20 protein-coding genes are annotated in these 23,033 nt (G+C 53.0%); 12 read left to right on the top strand and 8 right to left on the bottom strand.

Going from position 1 to position 23,033, the window contains the following annotated elements; genetic code table 11:
- Positions 1 to 2: 2 nt before the first annotated feature.
- A complete protein-coding gene (gene pflB / locus BHW66_RS11815) occupies positions 3 to 2,270 on the bottom strand; it encodes a formate C-acetyltransferase (protein WP_046437142.1) in 2,268 nt (755 codons plus the stop codon).
- A 738-nt stretch (positions 2,271 to 3,008) separates the two neighbouring features.
- On the opposite strand from pflB, the gene BHW66_RS11810 reads away from it, so the two are divergent.
- Both BHW66_RS11810 and BHW66_RS11805 read left to right on the top strand, forming a co-directional pair.
- Positions 3,009 to 3,749: a GDSL-type esterase/lipase family protein gene (locus tag BHW66_RS11810; protein WP_237970317.1), complete on the top strand. Its 741-nt coding sequence runs from the start codon at positions 3,009 to 3,011 to the stop codon at positions 3,747 to 3,749.
- Positions 3,750 to 3,833: 84 nt separating this feature from the next.
- Positions 3,834 to 5,621 (top strand): sialidase family protein, encoded by a 1,788-nt coding sequence (locus BHW66_RS11805; protein ID WP_046437144.1) that lies wholly within the window; start codon positions 3,834 to 3,836, stop codon positions 5,619 to 5,621.
- A gap of 10 nt (positions 5,622 to 5,631) precedes the next feature.
- On the opposite strand, the gene BHW66_RS11800 is transcribed toward BHW66_RS11805, so the two are convergent.
- Complete coding sequence (locus tag BHW66_RS11800) at positions 5,632 to 6,984, bottom strand: ankyrin repeat domain-containing protein (protein ID WP_180975794.1); 1,353 nt, start codon at positions 6,982 to 6,984, stop codon at positions 5,632 to 5,634.
- 486 nt (positions 6,985 to 7,470) lie between these two features.
- Between BHW66_RS11800 and BHW66_RS11795 the strand changes: the two genes are divergently transcribed.
- The 5 genes from BHW66_RS11795 to BHW66_RS11775 all read left to right on the top strand — a co-directional run bounded on the left by BHW66_RS11795 (position 7,471) and on the right by BHW66_RS11775 (position 12,316).
- Complete coding sequence (locus BHW66_RS11795; RefSeq protein ID WP_022197045.1) at positions 7,471 to 8,370, top strand: Cof-type HAD-IIB family hydrolase; 900 nt, start codon at positions 7,471 to 7,473, stop codon at positions 8,368 to 8,370.
- A gap of 617 nt (positions 8,371 to 8,987) precedes the next feature.
- The gene (locus BHW66_RS11790) at positions 8,988 to 9,368 is read left to right on the top strand and encodes an NADH-quinone oxidoreductase subunit A (RefSeq protein ID WP_012420587.1); all 381 of its coding nucleotides are present in this window, start codon (positions 8,988 to 8,990) and stop codon (positions 9,366 to 9,368) included.
- 220 nt (positions 9,369 to 9,588) lie between these two features.
- Entirely contained in the window at positions 9,589 to 10,749 is a 1,161-nt protein-coding gene (locus tag BHW66_RS11785; RefSeq protein WP_046437149.1) for an MFS transporter, read from the top strand.
- 368 nt (positions 10,750 to 11,117) lie between these two features.
- Positions 11,118 to 11,813, top strand: a complete 696-nt coding sequence (locus tag BHW66_RS11780; RefSeq protein ID WP_237970316.1) for a hypothetical protein — start codon at positions 11,118 to 11,120, stop codon at positions 11,811 to 11,813.
- A gap of 38 nt (positions 11,814 to 11,851) precedes the next feature.
- Positions 11,852 to 12,316 carry a site-specific integrase gene (locus BHW66_RS11775; protein WP_237970315.1) on the top strand — a complete coding sequence of 155 codons (465 nt, stop codon included), beginning with the start codon at positions 11,852 to 11,854 and terminating at the stop codon, positions 12,314 to 12,316.
- Here BHW66_RS11775 and BHW66_RS11770 read toward each other — a convergent pair.
- Positions 12,285 to 13,442: a hypothetical protein gene (locus tag BHW66_RS11770; protein ID WP_146018668.1), complete on the bottom strand. Its 1,158-nt coding sequence runs from the start codon at positions 13,440 to 13,442 to the stop codon at positions 12,285 to 12,287. The genes BHW66_RS11775 and BHW66_RS11770 overlap by 32 nt on opposite strands.
- A 311-nt stretch (positions 13,443 to 13,753) precedes the next feature.
- Between BHW66_RS11770 and BHW66_RS11765 the strand changes: the two genes are divergently transcribed.
- From BHW66_RS11765 to BHW66_RS11755, 3 genes are all read left to right on the top strand, one after another.
- Complete coding sequence (locus tag BHW66_RS11765) at positions 13,754 to 14,074, top strand: transcriptional regulator (protein WP_046437260.1); 321 nt, start codon at positions 13,754 to 13,756, stop codon at positions 14,072 to 14,074.
- Positions 14,067 to 15,332: a HipA domain-containing protein gene (locus BHW66_RS11760; RefSeq protein WP_046437155.1), complete on the top strand. Its 1,266-nt coding sequence runs from the start codon at positions 14,067 to 14,069 to the stop codon at positions 15,330 to 15,332. The genes BHW66_RS11765 and BHW66_RS11760 overlap by 8 nt, the downstream gene beginning before the upstream one ends.
- Positions 15,333 to 15,465: 133 nt before the next feature.
- A complete protein-coding gene (locus tag BHW66_RS11755; protein WP_046437157.1) occupies positions 15,466 to 16,278 on the top strand; it encodes a TIGR02391 family protein in 813 nt (270 codons plus the stop codon).
- A 75-nt stretch (positions 16,279 to 16,353) separates the two neighbouring features.
- Here BHW66_RS11755 and BHW66_RS11750 read toward each other — a convergent pair whose 3' ends face one another.
- Genes BHW66_RS11750 through BHW66_RS11730 form a run of 5 tightly spaced genes read right to left on the bottom strand, consistent with a single transcriptional unit; the run spans position 16,354 to position 18,342 of the window.
- Complete coding sequence (locus tag BHW66_RS11750; protein ID WP_257227946.1) at positions 16,354 to 16,485, bottom strand: hypothetical protein; 132 nt, start codon at positions 16,483 to 16,485, stop codon at positions 16,354 to 16,356.
- Complete coding sequence (locus BHW66_RS11745; protein WP_046437436.1) at positions 16,472 to 16,954, bottom strand: hypothetical protein; 483 nt, start codon at positions 16,952 to 16,954, stop codon at positions 16,472 to 16,474. Before BHW66_RS11745 ends, BHW66_RS11750 begins: the two co-directional genes overlap by 14 nt.
- A 23-nt stretch (positions 16,955 to 16,977) precedes the next feature.
- Complete coding sequence (locus tag BHW66_RS11740) at positions 16,978 to 17,136, bottom strand: hypothetical protein (protein ID WP_215833372.1); 159 nt, start codon at positions 17,134 to 17,136, stop codon at positions 16,978 to 16,980.
- A 9-nt stretch (positions 17,137 to 17,145) separates the two neighbouring features.
- Entirely contained in the window at positions 17,146 to 17,445 is a 300-nt protein-coding gene (locus BHW66_RS11735; RefSeq protein WP_215833373.1) for a hypothetical protein, read from the bottom strand.
- A 45-nt stretch (positions 17,446 to 17,490) separates the two neighbouring features.
- A complete protein-coding gene (locus BHW66_RS11730) occupies positions 17,491 to 18,342 on the bottom strand; it encodes a DUF932 domain-containing protein (RefSeq protein ID WP_286689047.1) in 852 nt (283 codons plus the stop codon).
- Positions 18,343 to 18,775: 433 nt separating this feature from the next.
- Between BHW66_RS11730 and brxF the strand changes: the two genes are divergently transcribed.
- Positions 18,776 to 19,291: a BREX-3 system P-loop-containing protein BrxF gene (gene brxF, locus BHW66_RS11725; protein ID WP_102758536.1), complete on the top strand. Its 516-nt coding sequence runs from the start codon at positions 18,776 to 18,778 to the stop codon at positions 19,289 to 19,291.
- Positions 19,288 to 23,016: a DUF6079 family protein gene (locus BHW66_RS11720; RefSeq protein ID WP_102758537.1), complete on the top strand. Its 3,729-nt coding sequence runs from the start codon at positions 19,288 to 19,290 to the stop codon at positions 23,014 to 23,016. Before brxF ends, BHW66_RS11720 begins: the two co-directional genes overlap by 4 nt.
- The last annotated feature ends 17 nt before the right edge of the window (positions 23,017 to 23,033 follow it).

Here is a 23,033-nt window from a genome sequence, read left to right as displayed (position 1 = left end):
GGTTAGCGGGTGTGGAAGGTGCGGTTGATGACCTCCTGCTGCTGTTCCCGGGTCAGCTTGATGAAATTCACGGCATAGCCGGAAACGCGGATGGTAAGCTGCGGGTATTTTTCCGGGTGATCCATGGCGTCGAGAAGCGTTTCCCGTTCCAGTACGTTCACATTAATGTGGTGACCTGTAGCGGCAAAGTAGGCGTCCAGCAGGGAGACGAGCTTGACGCGGCGTTCCCTTTCCTCCTTGCCCAGGGCCTGCGGAACGATGGAGAAGGTGTAGGAGATGCCGTCCAGGGAGTCGTCATAGGACAGCTTGGCTACGGAGAGCATGGACGCCACGGCTCCGTTCCTGTCCCTTCCGTGCATGGGGTTGGCGCCGGGGGCGAACGGTTCCCCGGCTCGGCGGCCGTCCGGCGTGTTGCCCGTCTTTTTGCCGTACACCACGTTGGAGGTGATCGTCAGGATGGACTGGGTGGGCAGGGAATTGCGGTAAGTGTGGAGCTTGCGCAGTTTTTCCATGAAATTGCTGACCAGGCTGCATGCTATGTCGTCCACGCGCGGGTCATTGTTCCCGTAACAGGGGAATTCCCCTTCCGTCTTGAAGTCCACAATCAGCCCCTCTTCATTGCGGATGGCTTTTACGGTGGCGTACTTGATGGCGGACAGGGAGTCCGCCGCCACGGAAAGCCCGGCGATTCCCGTGGCCATCGTGCGCAGGATTTCCGGATCATGCAGCGCCATTTCAATGCGTTCATAGCAGTATTTGTCGTGCATGTAGTGGATGATGTTCAGCGCGTCAATGTAAGTTTTGGCGAGCCAGTCCTGCATCTTGTCGTACAGGGCCATCACTTCATCATAGTTGAGAATTTCTTCCGTGTAGCGGGGGGAGGGCGGGGCCACCTGTTTGCCCTTGAGTTCATCCACGCCGCCGTTCAGGGCGTAGAGAAGGCACTTGGCGAGGTTGGCGCGCGCTCCGAAGAACTGCATCTGCTTGCCGATGCGCATGGCGGACACGCAGCATGCGATGCCGTAGTCGTCGCCCCAGTGCGGGCGCATCAGGTCGTCGTTCTCGTATTGGACGGAGGACGTTTCAATGGAAACCTTGGCGCAGAAGCTTTTGAAGGCTTCCGGCAGGTTCCGGGACCACAGAACGGTCAGGTTCGGTTCCGGAGCCGGCCCCAGGTTGTACAGGGTCTGCAGCATGCGGAAGGAACTGCGGGTGACGAGGGTGCGCCCGTCCTCTCCCATGCCGCCGATGGATTCCGTCACCCAGGTGGGGTCTCCGGAGAACAGGTTATTGTAATCAGGCGTGCGGATGAAACGGACGATGCGCAGCTTCATCACGAACTGGTCGATGATTTCCTGAACTTCCTCTTCCGTGATGAGCCCCTGTTCCAGGTCGCGGGTGAAATAAATGTCGAAGAAAGTGGAAACGCGGCCCAGGGACATGGCCGCTCCGTTCTGTTCCTTCACGGCGGCCAGGTAGCCCAGGTACGTCCATTGCACGGCTTCGCGGGCGTTTGCGGCGGGGCGAGTGAGGTCGCAGCCGTAGGAGGCGCCCAGCTGGGCGAGTTCTTCCAGGGCGCGTATTTGTTCGCTCATTTCTTCGCGCAGGCGGATCAGCTCATCCGTAAGGGGGGAATGTTCACGGTTTTTGAGGTCCTTGCGGCGTTCGGCAATCAGTCTGTCCGTGCCGTACAGGGCCACCCGGCGGTAGTCCCCGATGATGCGGCCGCGGCCATAGGCGTCCGGAAGGCCGGTAATAATGCCGGCGGAACGGGCCGCCCGGATATCGGAAGTGTAGGCGTCGAAAACGCCTTCATTGTGCGTCTTGCGTATCTTTTTGAAAATATCCGCGGTTTTCTCGCACATCTTGAACCCGTAGGATTCCAGGGCCTGCTGGGCCATGCGCAGGCCGCCAAAGGGCATCAGGGCCCGTTTCAGGGGGGCGTCCGTCTGGAGGCCTACGACCACTTCCAGTTCCTTGTCAATGTAGCCGGGCTTGTGGGAGGTGATGGAGGATACCACTTCTTCATCAGCATCCAGAACGCCGCCGTTGTCTATTTCCCTTTTCAGCAGGACTTTCAGTTCATCCCATAAACGGAGCGTGCGCTGGGAGGGGCCGGAAAGAAATTCTTCATTGCCGGAATAGGGCGTGTAGTTATGCTGGATGAAATCCCGTACGTCAATGGACTCCGTCCATGCTCCCGGCTTGAATCCCTGCCATTCCTTCGGAAGGGCGGTGGACTCCTTCAAGTCTTTTACTATGCTGATCATAAATAGGATGTAGTGAAGAAGACCGGAGAAAAACGTTCCGCAGCCGTTGAAAGGCCGGAAACGGCAAAACTCCGCGCCACGTAATTATATCGTGAATTCCGGGAGACAACAAGGCTAATTCTTTGCGAAGAGAACGCGGGTGCGCTGGCTTTGGCATGTTTCACCTGTCTGTCCGTTGCGGAGCGGAAAATGAGGGGAACATGCGATTGCGGAAAAGTGACGGAAGATTATTTCTCTTTACTTTCCTAATCTCTATTGCAGTATCTCAACGCTTACCGTTATGAAATCTTATGCATGCCTTTGTTTATTGCTGGCGGGAGTTTTTTGCGTTGCTTGTTTCTCCGGTGCCTGTGCTGATGAATTGCCGCCCACGCTGAAGCCCCAGGAGAACCAGCGGGCCGTGCATGACTGGAAAAACGCCATGAGGCAGTGATGGAACGGACCCGGACCGTCAAACGGGGGTATGTCGTTTTTGGTGAAAGCATTACCCTCCGTTGGGGAGTCGAGCTTTCCTGGGGCAACAGGGCTCTCGGAACAGGAAAGGCCGGATGCGGTGTTCGCCTGGCCGCTGTTGCGGCGGGATTTGCCGGACGGGCAGTGGTCTTTTTTACTCTGCCGGCAAAAGTGGCGCCTGCGATCTTGATGCACGGCAGGATTTGCTTAAACTGGAAACCGGTTTCACTTTTTTATCATGAATTTCTTCTCCTACATGCTCGCCATATTGCTGGGGGGGCCAGTGTGGCGTTTTCCGCACCTTCCATCCCTCCCTCCGCGTTGCCCGCAACCCTGAAGCCGGAGCCCCATCAGCGGGATCCGTATGATTGGAATGCCCGGCATGAAGCCGTTAAAAAAAGAAACCGGACCGTCAAGCCTGAATATGTGATGATAGGGGACAGCATTACCCACCACTGGGGAGGGGAGCCTTCCGGGGACGGAAAAAACACGGGAGCGGGTTCCTGGGAGAAATTATTCCGTCCGCATACTGCGACGAATATGGGCTTTGGATTTGATTATGTGGATAATGCCTATTACCGTGTGCAAAACGGGGAGCTGGACGGCATTTCTCCGCGGGTCATCATCGTGCTGCTGGGAACCAATAATCTGGGGCACCGCAAGGATACGCCGCAGGCATGTGCGGACAATATCAGGGCGTTTGTCCGCCTGGTGCGCCGGAAATGCCCCTCTTCCAAAATTCTGTTGCTGGGCGTTCTTCCAAGGAAGGAGAAAAACCTGGCGGAACCGGTGAAGCAGACGAACAGGCTGCTGGCGGAGCTGCATAACGGAAAGAACATTTTCTTTGCCGATCCGGGAAAGGCTCTTCTTTCCGCAGACGGTGCTTCTCCTCAGAATGAATTTATGAAGGATGTGGTGCATCCCAATGCCAGGGGATATGAGGTTTTGGAAAAGGAACTGGCCGTACTTTTGAAAAAGCTTGATGCAAAATACCGGGGAGGGAAGCAGGCGGGAAAGCATTCCTGATGATCGTCTTCTGATGGAAGGCAGGATTTTGCTTGAAGGGAAAGCCCCGGCTGAGGAAAATATACGGCATTTGATATTTAGTTTATGAAAAACCTGTTGTTTGCATTGTTGACCGGTTCCTTTTGTTGCTGTTATGCCCAACAGAAGGCAGCACCCGTTCCGGAGCCTGAAGTTGTCGCCACTCCGCCGGCTGATGCGGGGCGCGGCCTCATCCGTGTGGACTCCCGTGAAATACGCCATTATTCCGGTACCCGCAAGGGACCGGATTACCTGGTCAGCAGGGATAACGGAAAAATATGGGAAATGAAGGCCGCTCCGGCTGGCTACCCTCCCAACTACGGCGGCATTCCCAAGGAATCTCCGGCTATTGTGCGCAACCCCCTGACCAGGGAATTCATTCGTGTGCAGCCTATCGGAGGCTTTGTATTTCTTTCCAAGGGGGGGCTGGACGGCAAGTGGTTTGCCGTCACGAATGACGGCAAGCTGGAAGAAGACTGGAAAGATCCGGAAAAGAGGAAAAATCTGAAAAAACTGGGCGGCATCATGCGCACCCCTGTTTTTGTGAACAAGGGCCGCAGGGTGATTGTTCCGTTCCACAACATGGGCAGCGGTACCAAGTTTCATATTTCCGATGACGGGGGACTGACCTGGCATGTATCCAGGAACGGTGTTACTTCCCCCAAACATGAAGCCAGGCCCCCCCACCAGGGTGTCAGATGGTTCAACAATGCCGTGGAAGCCACGGTTTTGGAGATGAAGGACGGTTCGTTGTGGGCGCTTGTCCGTACTTCCCTGGACCAGGCGTGGCAGGCTTTCTCCAGGGATTACGGTGAAACATGGAGCAAACCGGAACCTTCCCGCTTTTTCGGCACCCTGACCATGAATACGTTGGGCCGCCTGGATGACGGAACCATCGTTTCCCTGTGGACGAATACGATGGCTCTGCCTGAAAACGCCACAGCCGGCAACGGAACGTGGGAAGACGTGTTCACGAACCGTGATTCCCACCACATTGCCATGTCCGGGGACGAGGGTAAAACCTGGTACGGATTCCGGGAGATTATCCTGGACGAACACCGCAACCATCCCGGCTATGCTACGCTGGATGGTCCGGAAGACCGCGGCAAACACCAGAGCGAAATGGTGCAGCTGGACAAAAACCGCATCCTTATTTCCCTGGGGCAGCATAAAAACCACCGCCGCCTGGTTATTGTGGACCGCCGCTGGGTAGGGGCCAAGACGCGTGCTACGCAGACGGGGAAAGATTCGGATTCCCAGTGGACCATTCATACTTATATTCCCCAGAAAAAGGGCCATTGCAGTTATAACCGCAAGCCTTCCGCAGAGCTGGTTCCGGATCCGTCCGGAAGTACGAAAAAGGTGCTGCAAATCAAGCGTCTGAATGATCCCGAACTGGTCAATGAAAAATCCAATGTGGATTACCGGAACGCTGGAGCTGCCTGGAACTTTCCGAACGGGACCACAGGGCTGGTCAAATTCCGCTTCCGTGCAGCGGACGGGGATCAGGCGGATGATTCCGGCCTTCAGGTCTCTCTGACGGATCGGCTTTTCAATGCCTGTGATTCCACTACGAAGGATTATGCCCTGTTTACCTTCCCGATCAGGCTGAGACCTGCGCCCCATCTGCTGCTGGGGATGAAAAAAGTGCCTTTCACGCCCGGCGCGTGGCATGAAATTTCCCTTCTGTGGCAGGGGGGGCAGGCTGTGGTGTCTTTGGACGGAAAGAAGGCCGGAACGTTGAAAATGGCTAATAAGTCCCCCAATGGAGCCAGTTATATTCATTTCATCAGCACCGGTTCCCAACCGGATGCCGGCATTCTGCTGGATACGGTGAATGCCCGTGTGAAATAAACGGCGGTATTCAACGGTTTTCCTTCTTCGGAAGCGGCGGAGCGCTCAATTCCGGCAGGTATTTCAGCACCATTTGGAGATGTTCGTTTGACCGGTTGCCTATCCGCTGGAGGGCTGTGCGTCCGTATTTGTCTCTCAGGGAGGGGTCTGCGCGGTGGTCCAGCAGAAGACGCGCAATACCCAGTTTCAGCCGGTCCAGGGAATCGTCTCCCAGCAACATTCCTCGGCAGCACGCCATGAGGGGAGTCTCTCCGGCGGCGTTTTGATGGTTGACGTCCGCTCCCTCGCTGATGAAGAGACTGACCAGCTCCCTGATTTGAGGGAGCTGGGACACATCAATGAAAGCCAGCTGGCGGCACAGGTTCAGCAGGGCCGTGTCCCCCGTGGTTTCCGGCAGGGTTGTGGACGCGGGCATGGCCGCATTCACGTCCGCACCGTATTCCAGCAGAATATGTGCGATTTGCAGTGCGGTGTTCGGAGTGTTCAGGTTCAGGGAAAGAAGGGGCGGGACCATTTCCCCGCGGAAATTGGGATCGTACCCGGCTTCGCAAAGCTTGCGGACCAGCAGGGGGTATCCGGCGGCCGTGGCCCATGTGAGCAGACTTGTTTTTTTACCTTTCAATTCAGGCTGGAGGGAAATATCCGCACCGCATTTCAGAAGAAACAGGGCTGATTCCTCATAGGGTGCTCCTCCAATACCGGCCACACAGGTGATGACGAGGGGCGGCCAGCCCAGCGGCCCCGGTTTATTCACATCCGCACCGTATTGAATCAGGAGATTAAGGCAGGAGATCCTGTTATGCACCGGCAGGGGCGTGGAGTCGTCCATGCCTGGCTGGCAGGCGTAAGTCAGGGGGGTATTTCCCTGTTCGGAGTCCGGAATGGAGGGAAAGGCCTGTTGCGGCAGGATGATCTGGACGTTCGGGTCCGCATGGCGCTGTAAAAGGCGGTTCAGCAACTGCACTTCTCCGAGCCCGGCGGCAAGATGCAGCAGGGTTTCATGGGATGGAGTGATGCAGCGTCCGTCTGCGCTTTCCGCCGTGTCCCGTATCATCTGAAGCCGTTCCCTGATTTCGTCCTTCATATATTGGCGCATGGAAACTTCGGAAAACATGTGCCAGTCAATATGGCGTGAATTGAGGGAAAGCCCGCGGTAAATGAAACGTTCCGGGCTTCGATGGGCTGTGAAATTCGCTACGGTAAGAATTTGTTCTTTTTCCGCTTTTGTCCAGATAGGGTTGAAATTCCATTCCGCGGGAGAAGAATCATTCCTGTTCAGCCAGAAAACGGCGAAAATCGCGGCAAGAGAGGCAAAAAAGCTCAAAGCTCCAAGAAACCAGAGAGTTTTCTTTCTTAAAGTCATGTGTATCATAAGCAGGGGTACTGCGAAAGGCCATGATGCAGGAATCCATAACTCCGGGCAATGAAAAAATAGTATGAGCAAAGAATGCCCGGGGCAAACCATGTGGGAATTCGGGTGGCGGATTGCAAATTCGGAGGAGAATTTTTTCCTCTTCATCTGGGAAAAAAGCTCGTAGATAAAGAGAATTACGAAGGAAACGGAAAATATGGTGTCATGGGCCGGACTTCACAAAAATTATGGAGTTTATGGCGTGGATCATTTAACTCCAATTATTTGAATTGTATCCGAATTTGCAATTCGGTGTGATACGCTAAATATTGCGGATGTGCGGATGGTTTCAAATTATTTGCATTTGCCGCTGCTGCACTCACGGTAGAATGAAGGAAGCTGAAACTTATGGAAGAAATGGAGATTCTCCCGTAAAATGATGGAGAGAACTGTATCCTTGCTGCTGGCCTCCTGGTCTTTCCTTTCGCTGTCCGCTCCATGCTGTCTGAAGCCGCTCTTGCCCTGGAAGTAAGGATAAACGATGATTCTGGCAGCGTTATGGATTCCGTCAAACTTATTGCGTCCGATATGGATGGGACGCTGCTTAATGGAAAAGGTGAATTGGACCCTGCGTTTTTTCCCTTGTTTAGGGAACTTGAGCTTCGCGGCATTCGTTTTGCGGCAGCAAGCGGCCGCCAGTATGACGGATTGCTCCGGACCTTTGCCCCCGTGGCGGACCGGATGCTGTTTATTGCCGAGAATGGCGCTTATGCGGCGGCGGGTAGAAAAGAATGGCTGCTTCTGGACATGGATCATGAAACGGTAGCCGGTTTGATTGCCGGGATCAGGTGCATTGAAGGAACCTGCATCGTCCTCGCAGGGCGGGATTCCGCATATATTGAGGACAAACAGCCGGAATTCGTCCGGGAGGCCCGCAAATATTACACACGCTGTCAAGAAGTGGGGGACCTGCTGGACGTGCGGGGAGACAAACTTTTGAAAATAGCAGTATATGACTTCCTGGGAGCCGGGGAAAACAGTTATCCCCGGCTGAAGCATTTGGAACATGGCTTCCAGGTGGCTGTCTCCGGAGAGAAATGGATGGATATCAGCCGGAAAGGGGCCAATAAGGGGGCCGCTCTGGAATTGATTCAGAGGAAACTGGGAATTTCTTCGGAGGAAACGATGGTTTTCGGAGATCAGATGAATGACGCTTCAATGATACGGCAGGCGCGTTTCAGTTATGCCATGGCGAATGCCGTGCCGGAAATCCGTTCCATGGCCGCATTTGAGGCGCCGTCCAATGAGGAAAACGGAGTGATGCAGGTGCTTGGAAAGATGTTGGACGCCCATTCTCCGCAGGGAAGGGCCGGGAATTGCAGGAAACCCCGTCTCTAATTGCCGGGTAATGGAATAAAATCAGGGTTATGTTGATGTTATTGTCAGATTTTTTTAATATGCTGGCGATGGCCGTGTTCGCTTGCATTGGCGGTGTTTTTCTGGGAATGGGCTTTCTGCTGCTTAAATTGGCGGGAATTTTTTTCGGAATATTGGCGGGGTGTATTATTCTGATGGAAGCGGCCGGAAGGTGGATTTCCCATTTGATGGGGGCGTGAGTCCGTTATTCCCGGCAATGAAGGGGATTCCTGTACGCTTTCCGTGAGGGGAGAGCTTTCTGATGGCTGGGCCATTGCCGGCTGCTGTTGTTGCCGGTTCATTGCCGAATGCTGAAGTGGAAGGCTGCATCCTGCCTGGATTCTGCGTGTTAAAACCGGATAGCGGAGTTTTGTGATAAACAGACGTTTGCCGTAAGATGCCCTGGAAGACAGAGCCCCGCAGAAAGGAAGTCCCAAGGATATGAAATGCCGGGCGTCCCCATGGAAGGGACTGTTGCCTTTGTACTATTTGACAGGGCGGGAGACGGAATTTTACCGTCCCTCCCGTCAGCATGAAAGCTGTTGTCCTTTTTAGTTTTGCTTTTCCGCAATGTCTGTGGTACACCCGTGCCAGACGTCATGAATCAGGAATTTTTTTCAGTGCTCGTGCAGGTGGCGGCCGCCCTGGGGCTGGCCGGCATGATCTTGTTGCTCAGTATCTTGATGGGCAAGCGTTCTTCCGTGCGTAAACCGGCGGACATTCCCTACGAATGCGGGATGATTCCCATGGGGGAAGGTGCCCCCATGTTCTCTGTAAAATTCTATATGGTGGCCATGCTCTTTGTCATTTTTGACTTGGAAGTGGTATTCCTCTACCCCTGGGCCGTCAATTTCCGGGACTATATTATGATGAATCCGGAATCGTTCACGGCCATGTGCATTTTCATTGGCATTTTGCTGGTGGCCTACCTGTATGCGCTGGGCAAGGGTGCCCTGAACTGGCACCACGATCCCCGTTGACCGTTTTTGTTCCCTTTTACCAACGCCGTGTTCCATGAGGAATACGGCGTTTTTTATGTGAAAGAAAAATTGCCTTGGAAAATGGCGGGGGAGAAATATCCGTAAATCCTGTCCTTTTTCCGGATGCCTGTTTGCGTGTAAAATCATATTGTACAAAAGATGATTTCTCTTGCCAGAAGAGTGGAATAGGGATAGCGTTTGCGCGATCAGGAAATTCATCATGAATATGCCTCTTCCTAAAACGACGCAAGGTGTTTATCGTCTGTCGGTCAGTACCTTTTATTTTCTTCAGGGTTTGGTGTTCGCCAGTTGGGCATCCCGCATCCCGGACATCAAAAGTGCATTGGGGTTGAACGATGCCGACTTGGGGTCCGTTCTCTTTGCCGTCCCGGTGGGGCAGATGTCCGCCATGGCGCTATCCGGTTACCTGGTTGGCCGTTGCGGCAGCCGGAAAATACTGATGGCGGCATCCGTCTTTTATCCTGCCGTGCTTGTATGCCTGGGTATGGCGGGGTCTTTCTGGGAACTGGCGGCCGGGTTATTTTTCTTTGGGGTAGCCGCAAATCTGACGAATATATCCGTCAATACGCAGGGAGTGGGAGTGGAACGGCTGTACCAGTGCAGCATCATGGCCCGGTTCCACGGTTTATGGAGCCTGGCGGGTTTTTTCGGAGCTTTGCTGGGAGCTGCCATGGTGGACTGGCATATTTCTGCGGAAACGCATTTCATCGCCATTTTCCTGATATGCATGATTATTCTGGCCGTTTTTTCCCCCTCTCTTCTGCCGAGGGATGCCCGGCGTTCCTCCTCCCAGGGAGGCGGCATGTTCCGGAGCATGGATGCTTATGTACTGGTCATCGGGCTGATCGCCTTCGGAAGCATGGTGAGCGAAGGAACCATGTTTGACTGGAGCGGCGTGTACTTTGAAAGCGTGGTAAAACCCGGTCCGGGGCTGGTGCAGATGGGATACGTGGCATTCATGAGCACCATGGCCCTGGGGCGTTTTACGGCAGACCGCCTGGTGATGCGCTTCGGGCCTGTGCGGGTTCTGCGCGCCAGCGGCATCCTTATTGCCTCCGGATTGCTCGTCTCCGTCCTGTTCCCGATGCTGTGGTCCGCCACGCTGGGCTTTCTGCTGGTGGGTTTTGGCACCTCTTCCATTGTCCCGCTCTGCTACAGCATGGCCGGGAAATCCCGGAAAATGATTCCCAGCATGGCGCTGGCTTCCGTCTCCACCATTGGCTTTCTGGGGTTCCTGATGGGCCCTCCGGTCATCGGGCATATCGCCCATGCTTCCTCCCTCCGGTGGTCTTTCTCCCTGATTGCCCTGATTGGACTGGGGACGGCTCTTATCGCTCCTTTACTCAAAAAATATAGGTAACCACTATTAATGATATGCCTCTATTATGAAATGGTGCGCCTGGCAGGACTCGAACCTGTACGCCTTTCGGCACCAGATCCTAAGTCTGAATCAGTATTTTAATTATCAATTAGTTAAATTTCTGTACACAGTTTGTACACACTTTCGATTTGTCAATGAAAATGAGCTATGGGATACTTTCAACCGTGAGGAGATCCCGGAAAAAACATTATGGTTCACATATCTCTCTTACCTGTAGAATGCACCGGGGAAAGAAAAAATGGCTGGTGCGCAATATGTCGGTACGTCCGCATATTCATCGGCTCTTTGATACCTATGAAAAGGCATGAGAAGCCTATCAACGGCTTCTGCATCAGTCCTTGGAGGATATGTTGCCGGAATACTTGCGAAAGCAGGAGTGGAGGGAACATGTTGATGAACATGATTACAATGCCATTCTTTTATGGCGGGAATTTAGGAACATCTATGATGAAGTGACCCAACAATCCTCCCTTCCTTTGTATTTGGTAGTACGGGAAGCCTTGAAAAACCTGAAGCAGGAAATAGCCAACGGTGCAAGTTATGGCCGGAAAGACGCTGATGGTAACTGGATTGTAACGCGAACGGACCAGGAAAATCTGGATCGACTGGAGGAACTGACAAATTTGTTTTCTCTGACCAGATTCCTTGCCAATAAAACAGAACAGGTTAAGGTCGATTTTAAAAGAAAGTTTGGTCTTCTTGCAGAACAATATCGAGAGGTTATCGACAAAAAACTTGAATCAAATCTGGTCAAGAAAGCCCATCATGACAGCATGGTCATGGAACTGCAAAAATGGGCACAGGGATGGGAAGACCTTCCGCTCAATCAGATTACATCGGACATGATCGAAGAAAAGCTGGCTTCTTCCGATATCGAAAACAACCGCTCAGCAACGCCACTAGACGACGTTACCGCACAACCCTGCATGGATTTTTTGTCTGGGCGCAGAGCAGGGACCTCATTGCATATAACCCGGTCAAAAGGACTCTTGCCCCGAGAGCTGAATCTGTCGAGATTGGCATTATCTCCCCGGGCGATCTGAAGAAACTTCTACAGGCAGCGCTTGATCATGACAAAGGCATGTTGTTTCGTTTGGTCTTGGCCGCCTTTTGTGGCCTGCGGCGCTCCGAATGTGTCAGAATAACGCCAGACGCCATTCTTGATGAAAAGGATGAAGTATTTGTCTCGGCATCTATAGCCAAAACTGGGAAGCAGCGTTTTGTACCACTTCCCACAGCAGCCAAAGCATGGCTCGCTTTGGCGAAATATGAACCACCTCCTGACGAAATTGACAGATTACATGAGAACCGCCATGGGCGTTGCCTCAAAAAACTGGCAGAAATTGCAGGAATTGTTCTGCCTCATAACGCCCTGCGCCATTCATTCGCTTCATATGCTGCCGCCAAGACACACGACATTCCCCGGGTGTCCATGTGGCTGGGACACACGAGCTCCAACATGACGGAGAAGCACTACCGGGAAGGTGTGCGAGCAGCCGAGGGCGAGGCATGGTTCAACATTTTTCCGGAAGAAGAAACGAAATAAATGCGATGTAGTCGACGACATAGGCTTGCTTTGCCTGCATGTCCAGGGCTTCATTAGCGGCTCCCTGAACTTTGTTGGCAATCGTCTCAACGCCGCCAGTGGGAGGGGCTCCGGCTTTCGCCGCCGCAGGAGCTATGCCTGGTGATGGCGGCAACGTAGGTCCTACGGGACGCCGGGCAAGTTGGTTTGGCGGCATCTTTGGTGGCTGCTGTGGAGGCATTGAAGCAGTTTTATTCCAAGGCTGTTGAGTTCCCCATACTAATCCGCCAGAAGAACGTGCGAGAGGCTGAGGCGAAGGCGCTCCTTGAATCTTGGGTTGTGCGTTTGCAGTCCTGTAAGATGACAAGTACTGCTGAGCCTCACGACGTTGTTGTACCTCTTGCTGATTGAATTGTTTAACCTTATTTACCGCAACCATGGGGCTAGCAAGAGCCGCACCGCCGGGAATCATGGTCGCCAAATTAGTAACAGCATTACTAGCCGCATCCTGCCACGACGCATACTTGTCGAGATCCTCGTCGCTGAAATCTTCATCCGGGTCAGCGGTATACCCGGCTGGAGCTGAACCTGTATTCGCGTATGAAGCTTGAGCTTGAGCTTTCGGATCTCCTTCGGTGACAGCAGGTGGTGCGACAACGTTTGCAGCAGAAGAACCGATTAGAACGCCTCCGAGGCCGCCAGCGCCCATTCCCAGAATGCCAGTCAGAGCTGTTGCTGTGTCCCCGGCTCCGAGATGGCGTGCTAGGTGAGCTGCACCTGCGCCGCCGCCCAGGGCACCTACGGTGCCTCCTACGCCAGCACCGAGAGCTTTTGCCAACAAATTGGCAAGACCGGGAGATGTGGATGCTGCTTTTGTCAAAGCGGGAAACTCGACAACATTGTCAGACTGTTGAGCCTTCGCCGTCTGCTGGGCCTTCCATTCCTCGTACGGAACAAGCTTGCCTGTTTCAGGGTCGCGCTTGAAGGAGTTGGCTCGTACGTTCTTCCGGGCCTGGAGACGTACGCCCCGGTTGAGTCCTTCGATGAGGGTGGGGCTCATTCCGGGCATGTCGATGGGCAGTTCGACTTCGGCGGCCGTGTTCGGATCTTTTTTGGAACCGGGCAGCTTGAGCTTGATTTTGCCCATGTCGGACTTGGGGTCTTTGCGGGTGAGGTACTTGCCGGTGGCAACGGCTCCCGTTGCGAGGGCTCCGGCTCCCAGGAGGCCAAGGAGAAGGTTGAGATTTCTGGAGTTGGAGGCTAAGACTAAGTTGGTCTTAGCTATAGAAGTGGCCCAAGTAGTGCGCTGTATCATAACGCTACGCGTATGATACAGCGCACTACTTGGTAATGGGAGAAAAATTATTTTGGGTTGGAATGAACTCTATATTTCTCATAATGACTCATATATTGTTCATATTTCTTGTTTTTGCTTACTATATGATACATATTTCTCTCATGAAAACCACATCCCCATTGCCGGGGCCAGTGAAAGTGGCACTCAAGAAGCTGGGAGCAGACATTAGCGATGCCCGTAAGAGGAGGCGTGTCCCCACGACGCTTATGGCAGAGAGAGCCTTTATCTCGCGTTCCACGCTTGGACGTATAGAAAAGGGCGATCCAAGTGTCTCCTTGGGCAACTATGCCGCTGTTTTGTTTGTGCTGGGGCTGACTGACCGTCTCAAAAACCTTGTCGATGCCAATAACGATCCTGTAGGCCGAGCTCTTGAAGAAGAACGTCTGCCCAAACGTATCCACCTTCCCAAGACCCATGAGTGATACTCCCATCGACGTATTTATTGACCTGCCTTCCTTCCCGGGGCCGGTACAAGCGGGCAGGTTATGGTCGCACTTTCGCAAAGGGCGTGAATCTGCCTCCTTCGAATACAACAAGGAATGGCTCGCAAATCCGCACAGATTTGCTCTTGAACCACTCCTCCCCCTGGCTGACGGCACTTTTCATACCAATCCCGGGCAAAGTGTATTCGGAGCGATTGGCGATTCCACTCCTGACAGGTGGGGGCGCATTCTGATGCGGCGGGCTGAACTGGCTCGTGCACGAACAGCCAATGAAAGCCCCCATACGCTCTCCGAACTGGACTACCTGCTCAGGGTAAACGACGAGGCAAGGCAGGGAGCGCTGCGCTTTTCACAGGATGGAGGACAATCGTTCTGCGCTCCTCCGGGATCAACACCAATTCCGCCTCTGGTCAACCTGTCCCGTCTGCTGCATGCTGCTGATCATTTCTGCCGGGACGATGAAAATGCAGAAGACCTGCGATTGCTCCTCGCTCCCGGTTCTTCTCTCGGAGGAGCTCGGCCGAAGGCATCGGTAAAAGATAAGAAGGGGAATCTCTGCATTGCCAAGTTTCCCCGGTACGATGATGAATACAACGTTGTTGCATGGGAAGCAGTCGCCTTGACTCTCGCCTCCAAAGCCGGGCTTCAAGTCCCGCGTTTCGAACTGGAGAAAATAACTGACAAGGATGTCCTGATCGTCTGGCGTTTTGATCGCACCCGGGAACAGCGAAGAATCTCCTACCTGTCGGCCATGAGCATGTTGGGAGCTAGGGATAACGAGCAACACAGTTATCTTGAAATCGTAGACGCCATACGCCAGTATGGTGCTGCGCCCAGACAAGACTTGCGCCAGCTATGGCAACGGGTCGCCTTCAGCGTCATGATTTCCAACACGGACGATCATTTGCGGAATCACGGATTTCTTCAGACGGGAGGAACAGGCTGGTCTTTATCGCCACTGTTTGACGTAAACCCGACTCCTGAAGATATACGCCCTCGCTACCTCAATACGGCTATCGACTGGGAAGATACATCCGCATCTCTGGATGTCCTTCTTAGCATCGCTCCCGAATGCGGGATTAAGACCTCTGAAACGAATGACCTGTTGGAACCGATTGCCCGGGCTGTCAGTCAGTGGCGTCAGGTTGCGGAATCATTCGGCATCAGCAAACAGGAGCAGGATCGCATGGCGTCTGCCTTTGAGCATGCAGATGGTTACTCTGCGGTATTAACGTAGGAATCTTGTCGGTATAATTGTCCCAGCCCCCGTGAATGTAGTATCAAGATGTATCAGGATTTCAGCGTAGATTTCGTTGCGATAGTTAACAGATTGTCCTTCTCAGGCTGGCAAGGGCATTGTAAAAATAAGTATGCTAATTACGGATAAATTTTCGTCCAATACAATTGAAGAGATCGCCAAAATATTGGGCGAAACTTTGACTGGAGGAGAAATTGCCCGGTTTCTTCGGGAAAGTAACATTACAGAGATTGATTGCTTGAGTACGACCAAGTGGCGCAGGTTAAATGCCAGTTTTCTTGGAAGTCAGATTTCCTTACAAAATGCCTCGGCTATTTGCAGCTGTATTGAGAATATTTTGAGTCCAATACGCTTTGTATCCAGACAGGATAATTTCGAGGAATACCAAAAAGCAATTAATGTTGTATTAGCTTTTGAAGGTCTCATGCTTTCTTTGGAAGGAAGGCTATCGCCAAGGCCAAAGGTAGCAACATTGACAGAAGCACAGAGACGAGAAAAAAGACTCCATGAAAAACTGGTTCAACGTGGGGCTCATGACAATATATTCAAGTATTGTCGTGCGGAGCTTCTTGAAGAAAACTATTTTCATTCAATTTTTGAAGCAGCCAAAAGCATTTTTGACCGCTTACGCGAATTGACAGGATTAGAACAAGATGGAGCGAAGCTTATAGACACTGTATTTAGCATTGATCGCCCTCTACTTGTGATCAATGGATTATGTACAGATAGCGAAAAATCCGAGCATAAAGGCTTTGCTACCCTTTTAAAGGGAATCTACGGAACATTCAGAAACCCTTTTGCCCATGCGGCAAAAATTAAATGGGCGACAAGCGAAACAGATGCTCTCGATATTCTGAGCACGATTTCTTTTGTTCATAGGAGATTGGATGAGGCACAGAAAACATGCTTTGCCTCCATCTCGTAAATCCGGAATCTTCATATGACAGATAAAAAACAGCTCTCCTTCATCATCATGAAGAAGAGCTGCTGAATGTCGGTCTTAACCGTCCCTGGCTTCCAGCGTCTTGACGATCGCCTCGGCTCCGCGCTTGTACACGGTCACGGCCAACAGCTCTCCGTCGCGGAAGACGGCCCAGAAGCGGGTGCCCTTGTACTTTTCAATCGTCAGCATCAGGCAACACCTCCTTTCCGGGATGATGGCGGGACTTGAGCAGATGTCTCAGTACGGCCCCGATATTGGCTTCATACATGTCACGTGTGTGCCTGTTGCAGGCGACAGCATAAAGGCACCGGACATCAAGGATGTCGATGCTTTCACCACAGAGCCGGATGCAGCTTTCGAGTGCATCCAGTTCCGTTTCCGGAATCGGCGAAGCCAGCAGGATGCTTTCGTCTTCGTCCAGAGACTTCTGCTGTTCTTCCGTCAGTTCCGGGAGATTCGCCAGAGCCGCCATGGACGGCCCGTGAATCGTCAGCTTGCTCAACCCCAGTGAAGGATCGTTCTGATGACTGCTGTAAAGCGACACCGCCTTCTCGATCCGGGCCAGTAGCTTCTCGTCCAGTTCCAGATACACGTACGGAGCGTCCGTATCGTATTCGCTCGTGGAACGCAGTTGCGCGATGATGGGAATCGTCTTCATATCTCATTCCTTTCCTGTCAGGGTTACTTGCGGAAGAAGGCGATGACGCCCAGGATCAACAGCACGGCGAACAGGTATGGAGCTACGGCCACCAGAGCCGACAGGATGCTGACGACGACTGGTCCCAGCAGACACAGCAGTACGAGCGCCATCAGGGCGATGATGATGCCTTTCATGTTCATGGCGGTGTCTCATGCGTTAACCCTTGTCCGTGATGATCGACGAACCGGAGCGGCAGCGGACACCCATTGCCTGAGCGCCTGCCGTCCGGCATAGGTAATCAGCCAGCAGTCGGGACGAAGCAGGAATTCCTCTTCCTTCGTGCGGATGTTGAATTCACTGCCGGCCAAACCACGGACGGCATGCCTGACACTTTCCTGCTCGATGCCATGGCATTCCAGCATGATCTCCTCGTCACTGCGTTCAAAGTCGCTATGAAGGTACAGGAGAATGGACAGTTCCAGCCCTGTCAGGGATGGAGTCCGTCTCATGCGCATCAACCGTAGATGATGTTTTCTTTTCATGGTCGTCTCGGGTCAGTTGTTCAGGGTATAGCTGTCGGCCAGATCCCAGAGTTCCCGGTTCAGGCGCGTATTGCCGTCAAGACCGTTGAGAGCCCTCAGGGAACGACGACGATAAGCACCTTCCTTCTGTGGCTTCAAGGGAACGCCTCCCCGGATCAGGTTTTCCTGAACCCGGTTGAAGCACTGCCAGACGGTAGCTGGGCCTCCCGCCGTAAAGCCGATGTCGTTCCATCGCCGGGGCGACAGAAGAGCTTCGGGACGTATCCTGTCTTCGTAGTCGTCTCCCAGGCGCAGCCGGGCCGCTTCATGAACGAAATCCACCTGACGCTTGTAGGGTAGTTCGACTCCCTGCATGCGGCGAATGTCGTCCATGATACGGGGCGTTTCTCCGGCCAGCCGGAGACTGGCTGCAATCACATCCTCCCCGGTATGGCCCATGTGGCGGATGTTGATGGCGGCGATGCGTGCTCCGACAATCAGGCCGTTGGTGCAGACCAGCCGGAAGATGCCTGCCATGAGCTGGTAGGAGCAGCTGCCGTTGTGACTGTTGATCATGACCACTTCGATGCGCTGGTCACGGTTGTGTTCCAGCACATCTCTATGGGCGAAGCGAATCAGGTGCTTGCGGGTAGGAGTTCCGTCCGGTTTCCGGGTACGCTGTTCCTGAGCCCCGACAACGAGGAACCCGGCTTCTTCCATCTGGTCAAGCAGGGAATCGGAGGAGACGAAGCGATATTTTCCCGAACGACTGTCGTCCTCGCGGCCGGCAAAGACGGAGGGGGCGACACGCCGGATCTGGAATTTGTCCAGAGGACTATTATCGCGATTGCGATAGAGTTCGCGTGTAGATGTACGAGTATTCATGTTCATTGATGGTTGGTTTGTTGCAACAAAAAGCCCGCCTCCCGGAACAAGGTCGGGAGGCGGGCACAGACAGGAAGCAGAGAATCTACTTCCTCAGGAATATATGACGCAGGGAGAGCGGGATTTTCAGAGTAAAGAGCTCAAAATTGGAGGCCTCTTTTATGATGCATTGATTTACTGATATATTCTCACAACGTAAATCATCACGGTCCGTCTTTTTGCCTGCAAATCCACTTGATTTCGGTTATCCATCAATGTAGTTTATGGGAGCCAGTTTAGTGACATTGTGTTCTGTTTTTTCAGTAATCTTCTGGCTCTTACTGAAAACATAATGATCGAAAAACAGCTGATAATCAATGCTATTTGAAAATATCCGAATGTGAGCAATAGACGATCTATAAGGGTATCGAACACCAAATAGTAAGGAGCTACTATGGCCGAACCAGTACATGAAAAAATCAAACGATCACTCCAAGCTGCCGAAGGTCTGTATCATCGCCTTGTGCTACTTGTAGGTGAGACAGGTTCCGGCAAGACCGATGTTCTTAGAGAGGTCGCCAATGAGTTCGCTTCGTCTGTCGTCAATGTCAATTTGACTCTTTCCAGAGAATTGCTTGAACTGTCAGCAAGGCAACGATCGCTTCGGTTGCCGGGCATCCTTGATCAAATAGTGAGCCAGTCACAATCACCCGTGATACTGGATAATCTTGAGATTCTTTTTGACAAGGACCTCCAACAGGACCCTTTGCGCCTGCTACAGTCGATTTCAAGAAACCGATCCGTAGTCGCTTCTTGGAATGGGACCTCCCATTCGGGGAAACTTTTATACGCCGAACATGGACATCCCGAGTACCGCTGCTATGACTCGGTTGATGCGCTGATCGTAAGTATGGATGGCACGGCAACGATCGACTCGGCAATAAATAAAAAAGAATCAGAACAAGCATGAAATACGGAGATCTTATTCAATTCGACCCGATTGAATCGGTCGTTCAGTTACGTGACGCGGACAAATCAAACGCCGCACACACTCTCGTGAGCACTTATGTCATTTCCGACGAAATGGCAGAACGGCTCACGCAGCTTGTCATCCCTCAGATGCAGTTTGACCAGCCTGTCGACAACAAGGGCCTGCTGGTCGTCGGTAACTACGGCACCGGCAAGTCGCACTTGATGTCGGTTGTTTCCAGCCTTGCCGCTGACGCTTCCCTGCTGGCGGACCTGAACCATGTTGGCGTTCGCGACGTTGCCTCTCAGATAGCAGGGCGTTTCAAGGTCATCCGTACCGAAATCGGAGCCACCACCATGTCCCTGCGTGATATCCTGGTCTCGGAGTTGGAAGAACACCTTGAGAAACTCGGCGTGGACTATGTGTTCCCAGAAGCCGGCACCATCACCAGTCACAAACGAGCCTTCGAAGATATGATGGCCAAGTTTGGAGAGGTCTTCCCGGAGCATGGACTGTTGCTGGTTGTCGACGAGCTGCTCGACTACCTGCGCACTCGCAAGGACCAGGAGTTGATCCTTGACCTCAACTTTCTTCGCGAGATTGGCGAGGTCTGCAAGGATCTGCGTTTTCGCTTCATGGCTGGTGTTCAGGAAGCCATTTTCGACAGCCCGCGCTTCGCCTTTGTCGCCGACAGCATCCGCAGGGTAAAGGATCGCTTCGAGCAGATTCTCATTGCTCGTAACGATGTGAAATTTGTCGTGGCCGAGCGCCTGCTCAAGAAGACGGCCGAGCAACAGGCCAAGATCCGAGACTACCTGATGCCCTTTGCCAAATACTATGGAGGGCTCAATGAGCGGATGGACGAGTTTGTCCGGCTTTTCCCGGTACATCCCGATTATATCGATACCTTCGAACGTGTCACCGTGGTGGAAAAACGCGAAGTGCTCAAAACCCTGTCCCTGGGCATGAAAGGCATTCTCGACAAGGATGTACCTCAAGACGAACCCGGCCTGATCGCCTTCGACAGCTACTGGAACACGCTCAAGCAAAATCCCTCTTTCCGAGCTATCCCTGAGATCAGGGAGGTCATCGATTGCAGCCAGGTACTGGAATCTCGCATTGAAAATGCCATCACCCGCAAGCAATACAAACCGATGGCTCTGCGACTGATCCATGCGCTGTCCGTTCATCGTCTCACCACCGGCGACATCTATGCCCCCATGGGCGCATCTGCCGAGGAGCTGCGTGACCGTCTCTGCCTCTTCGATCCGTTGATCGCCGAACTAGGGAGCGATGAGCCAGACAAGGATCTCCAAACCCATGTGGAAACAGTTCTGCGTGAGATCCACAAAACAGTCAGTGGGCAATTCATCTCTTTCAATGCCGACAACCGCCAGTTCTATCTTGATTTGAAGAAGACCGACGACTTTGATGCTTTGATCGAAAAACGGGCTGAAAGCCTGGGCCACGCTCAACTCGACCGGTTCTATTATGAAGCCCTCAAACGGGTGATGGAATGCCAGGATGCCACCTACGTGACCGGCTACAAGATCTGGCAGCACGAACTAGTTTGGCAGGAACACAAAGCGGCTCGCGCTGGGTACCTCTTTTTCGGCGCGCCCAACGAGCGCTCTACCGTCGTGCCGCAGCGGGATTTTTATCTTTATTTTATCCAGCCCAACGACCCGCCACGTTTCAAGGACGACAAGGCTAACGACGAGATCTTCTTCCGCCTGAAAGGTATCGACGAAGAATTTCAAACCTCGCTAAAGAACTATGCCGCTGCACTGGATCTTGCAGCCACTTCATCCGGGCACGCCAAGGCCACTTATGAATCGAAGGCCAACGGCTTTTTGAGAAAACTGGTTCAATGGTTGCAGACGCACATGAGCGAGGCTTTCGAGGTGACCTATCAAGGCAGATCCAAGTCCATGACCGAATGGGCCAAGGGGAAATCGATCCGCGACCTGTCTGGTTTATCACCACAGGAGACCATCAACTTCCGCGACCTGGTTAACACCATTGCCGGACTTTGCCTGGCGCCGAACTTCGCGGACCAGGCTCCGGACTATCCGTTCTTCTCAGTCCTGATCACCGGCAACAACCGCGCACAGGCCGCGCAGGACGCTCTGCGAGCCATCGCCGGGCAGAACCGCACCAAGCAGGCCACGGCAGTACTGGACGCTTTGGAACTGCTTGATGGGGAGAAAATTGCTCCCTCCAAATCGAAGTACACCAAGTTCATCCTTGATGCCTTTAAGGGCAAGGGGCACGGCCAAGTGGTCAACCGTAGCGAAATCATTCAGGATGACCACGGGGTGGAATACATGAATCCGGGCGGTTCGCGTCTGGAACCTGAATGGGGGATCGTCCTGATGGCTTCTCTGGTTTATTCCGGCGACATCGTGATTTCCATTCCGGGCAAAAAATTCGACGCCACCGGGCTACAACAGCTCGCCGCGACCGACATGGATGAGTTGGTCCGATTCAAGCACCTCGAACAGCCCAGGGAATGGAACCTGCCTGCGCTCATGGCTCTGTTCGAGTTACTCGGCATGACGCCGGGCATGGCCCAGCTTGTCACTCAGGGCAAGGACGAACCGGTGCAGAACCTGTTGCAGGCGGTGAATAAGGTAGTCAAACGCATCGTCATGGCCCGGCAAACCCTGCGTGAAGGGCTTTCCTTCTGGGGGCTGGATCTACTTGCGAGTACCGACTTGACAAGCCAGGCTAGCGGATGGGACGAAGCCAAGGAATTCTTTGAATCCCTCCAAGCTTACTCTTCTCCTGGTAAATTGAAAAACTTCCGTTACAGCGCTTCCGAAGTGCTGGCCCACAAAAAGGCCGTAAAAGCCTTGGATGAGCTGGATGCTCTGCGTGAGTTCATCATGGATCACGGCCCGACGGCATCCTGGCTCTCCTCCGCTGAAGCAGCGTTGCCTGAGGATCATGATTGGGTAAACCGTATAAAAGCCACCCGGCAGGATGTGTTGGATACCCTCAGGCAGGCGGACCTGACGAAGTTGGCGGGTCTGTCCCAGTCAATCGGCGCTAATCTGCAAAAGCTGAAGAAAGATTATATCATTGCCTACATGGGGCTGCACACCAAGGCCCGGTTGGGAGTGAACGATGATAGACGCAAAGCATCTCTGCTTAACGACCGGCGCCTGCAAATTCTGCTCAAACTGGCAGTCATCGACCTGATGCCCCGGCAGCAGCTCACCGATTACCAAAATCACTTGGCAGACTTGAAGAGCTGCTTTGAGCTGACCGAACAAAATCTCGAAGTTTCCCCCATTTGTTCGCATTGCCGATTTCGTCCTATGGAGAAAATTGTGGGCTCTGCTTCACAACAGATCGACTTGATGGATGAGCAGTTGGATCATCTTGTGGAACAGTGGACCAAGACTCTGCTCAACAACCTTGATGATCCGATGACCCAGGCTAATGTGAAGGAACTGTTGCACGAGGGCGACAGGCTGATCATTCAATCATTCATAGATTCGAAAGAACTGCCCGACCCTGTTGATGGTCATTTTGTGCAGACACTAAAGACTGTTCTTTCCGGTCTGCAGAAGATGCCAATCAAAAAAGAAGAATTTTTGAAAATCATTTCAATCCTTGGGCCATCTACTCCAAATGAAATCAAACAAGCAGTCAATGACTACATCGATAAACTGACCAAAGGCACAGATCAGGCCAAGGTAAGGATTGTGATAGAATGATAGCAGAAGAAGTTAAT

The organism is Akkermansia sp. 54_46, from assembly GCF_001917295.1.
GTDB lineage: Bacteria > Verrucomicrobiota > Verrucomicrobiia > Verrucomicrobiales > Akkermansiaceae > Akkermansia > Akkermansia muciniphila.
The sequence above is the reverse complement of the archived record's forward strand: the minus strand, read 5'-3'. Positions and strand labels throughout refer to the sequence as shown.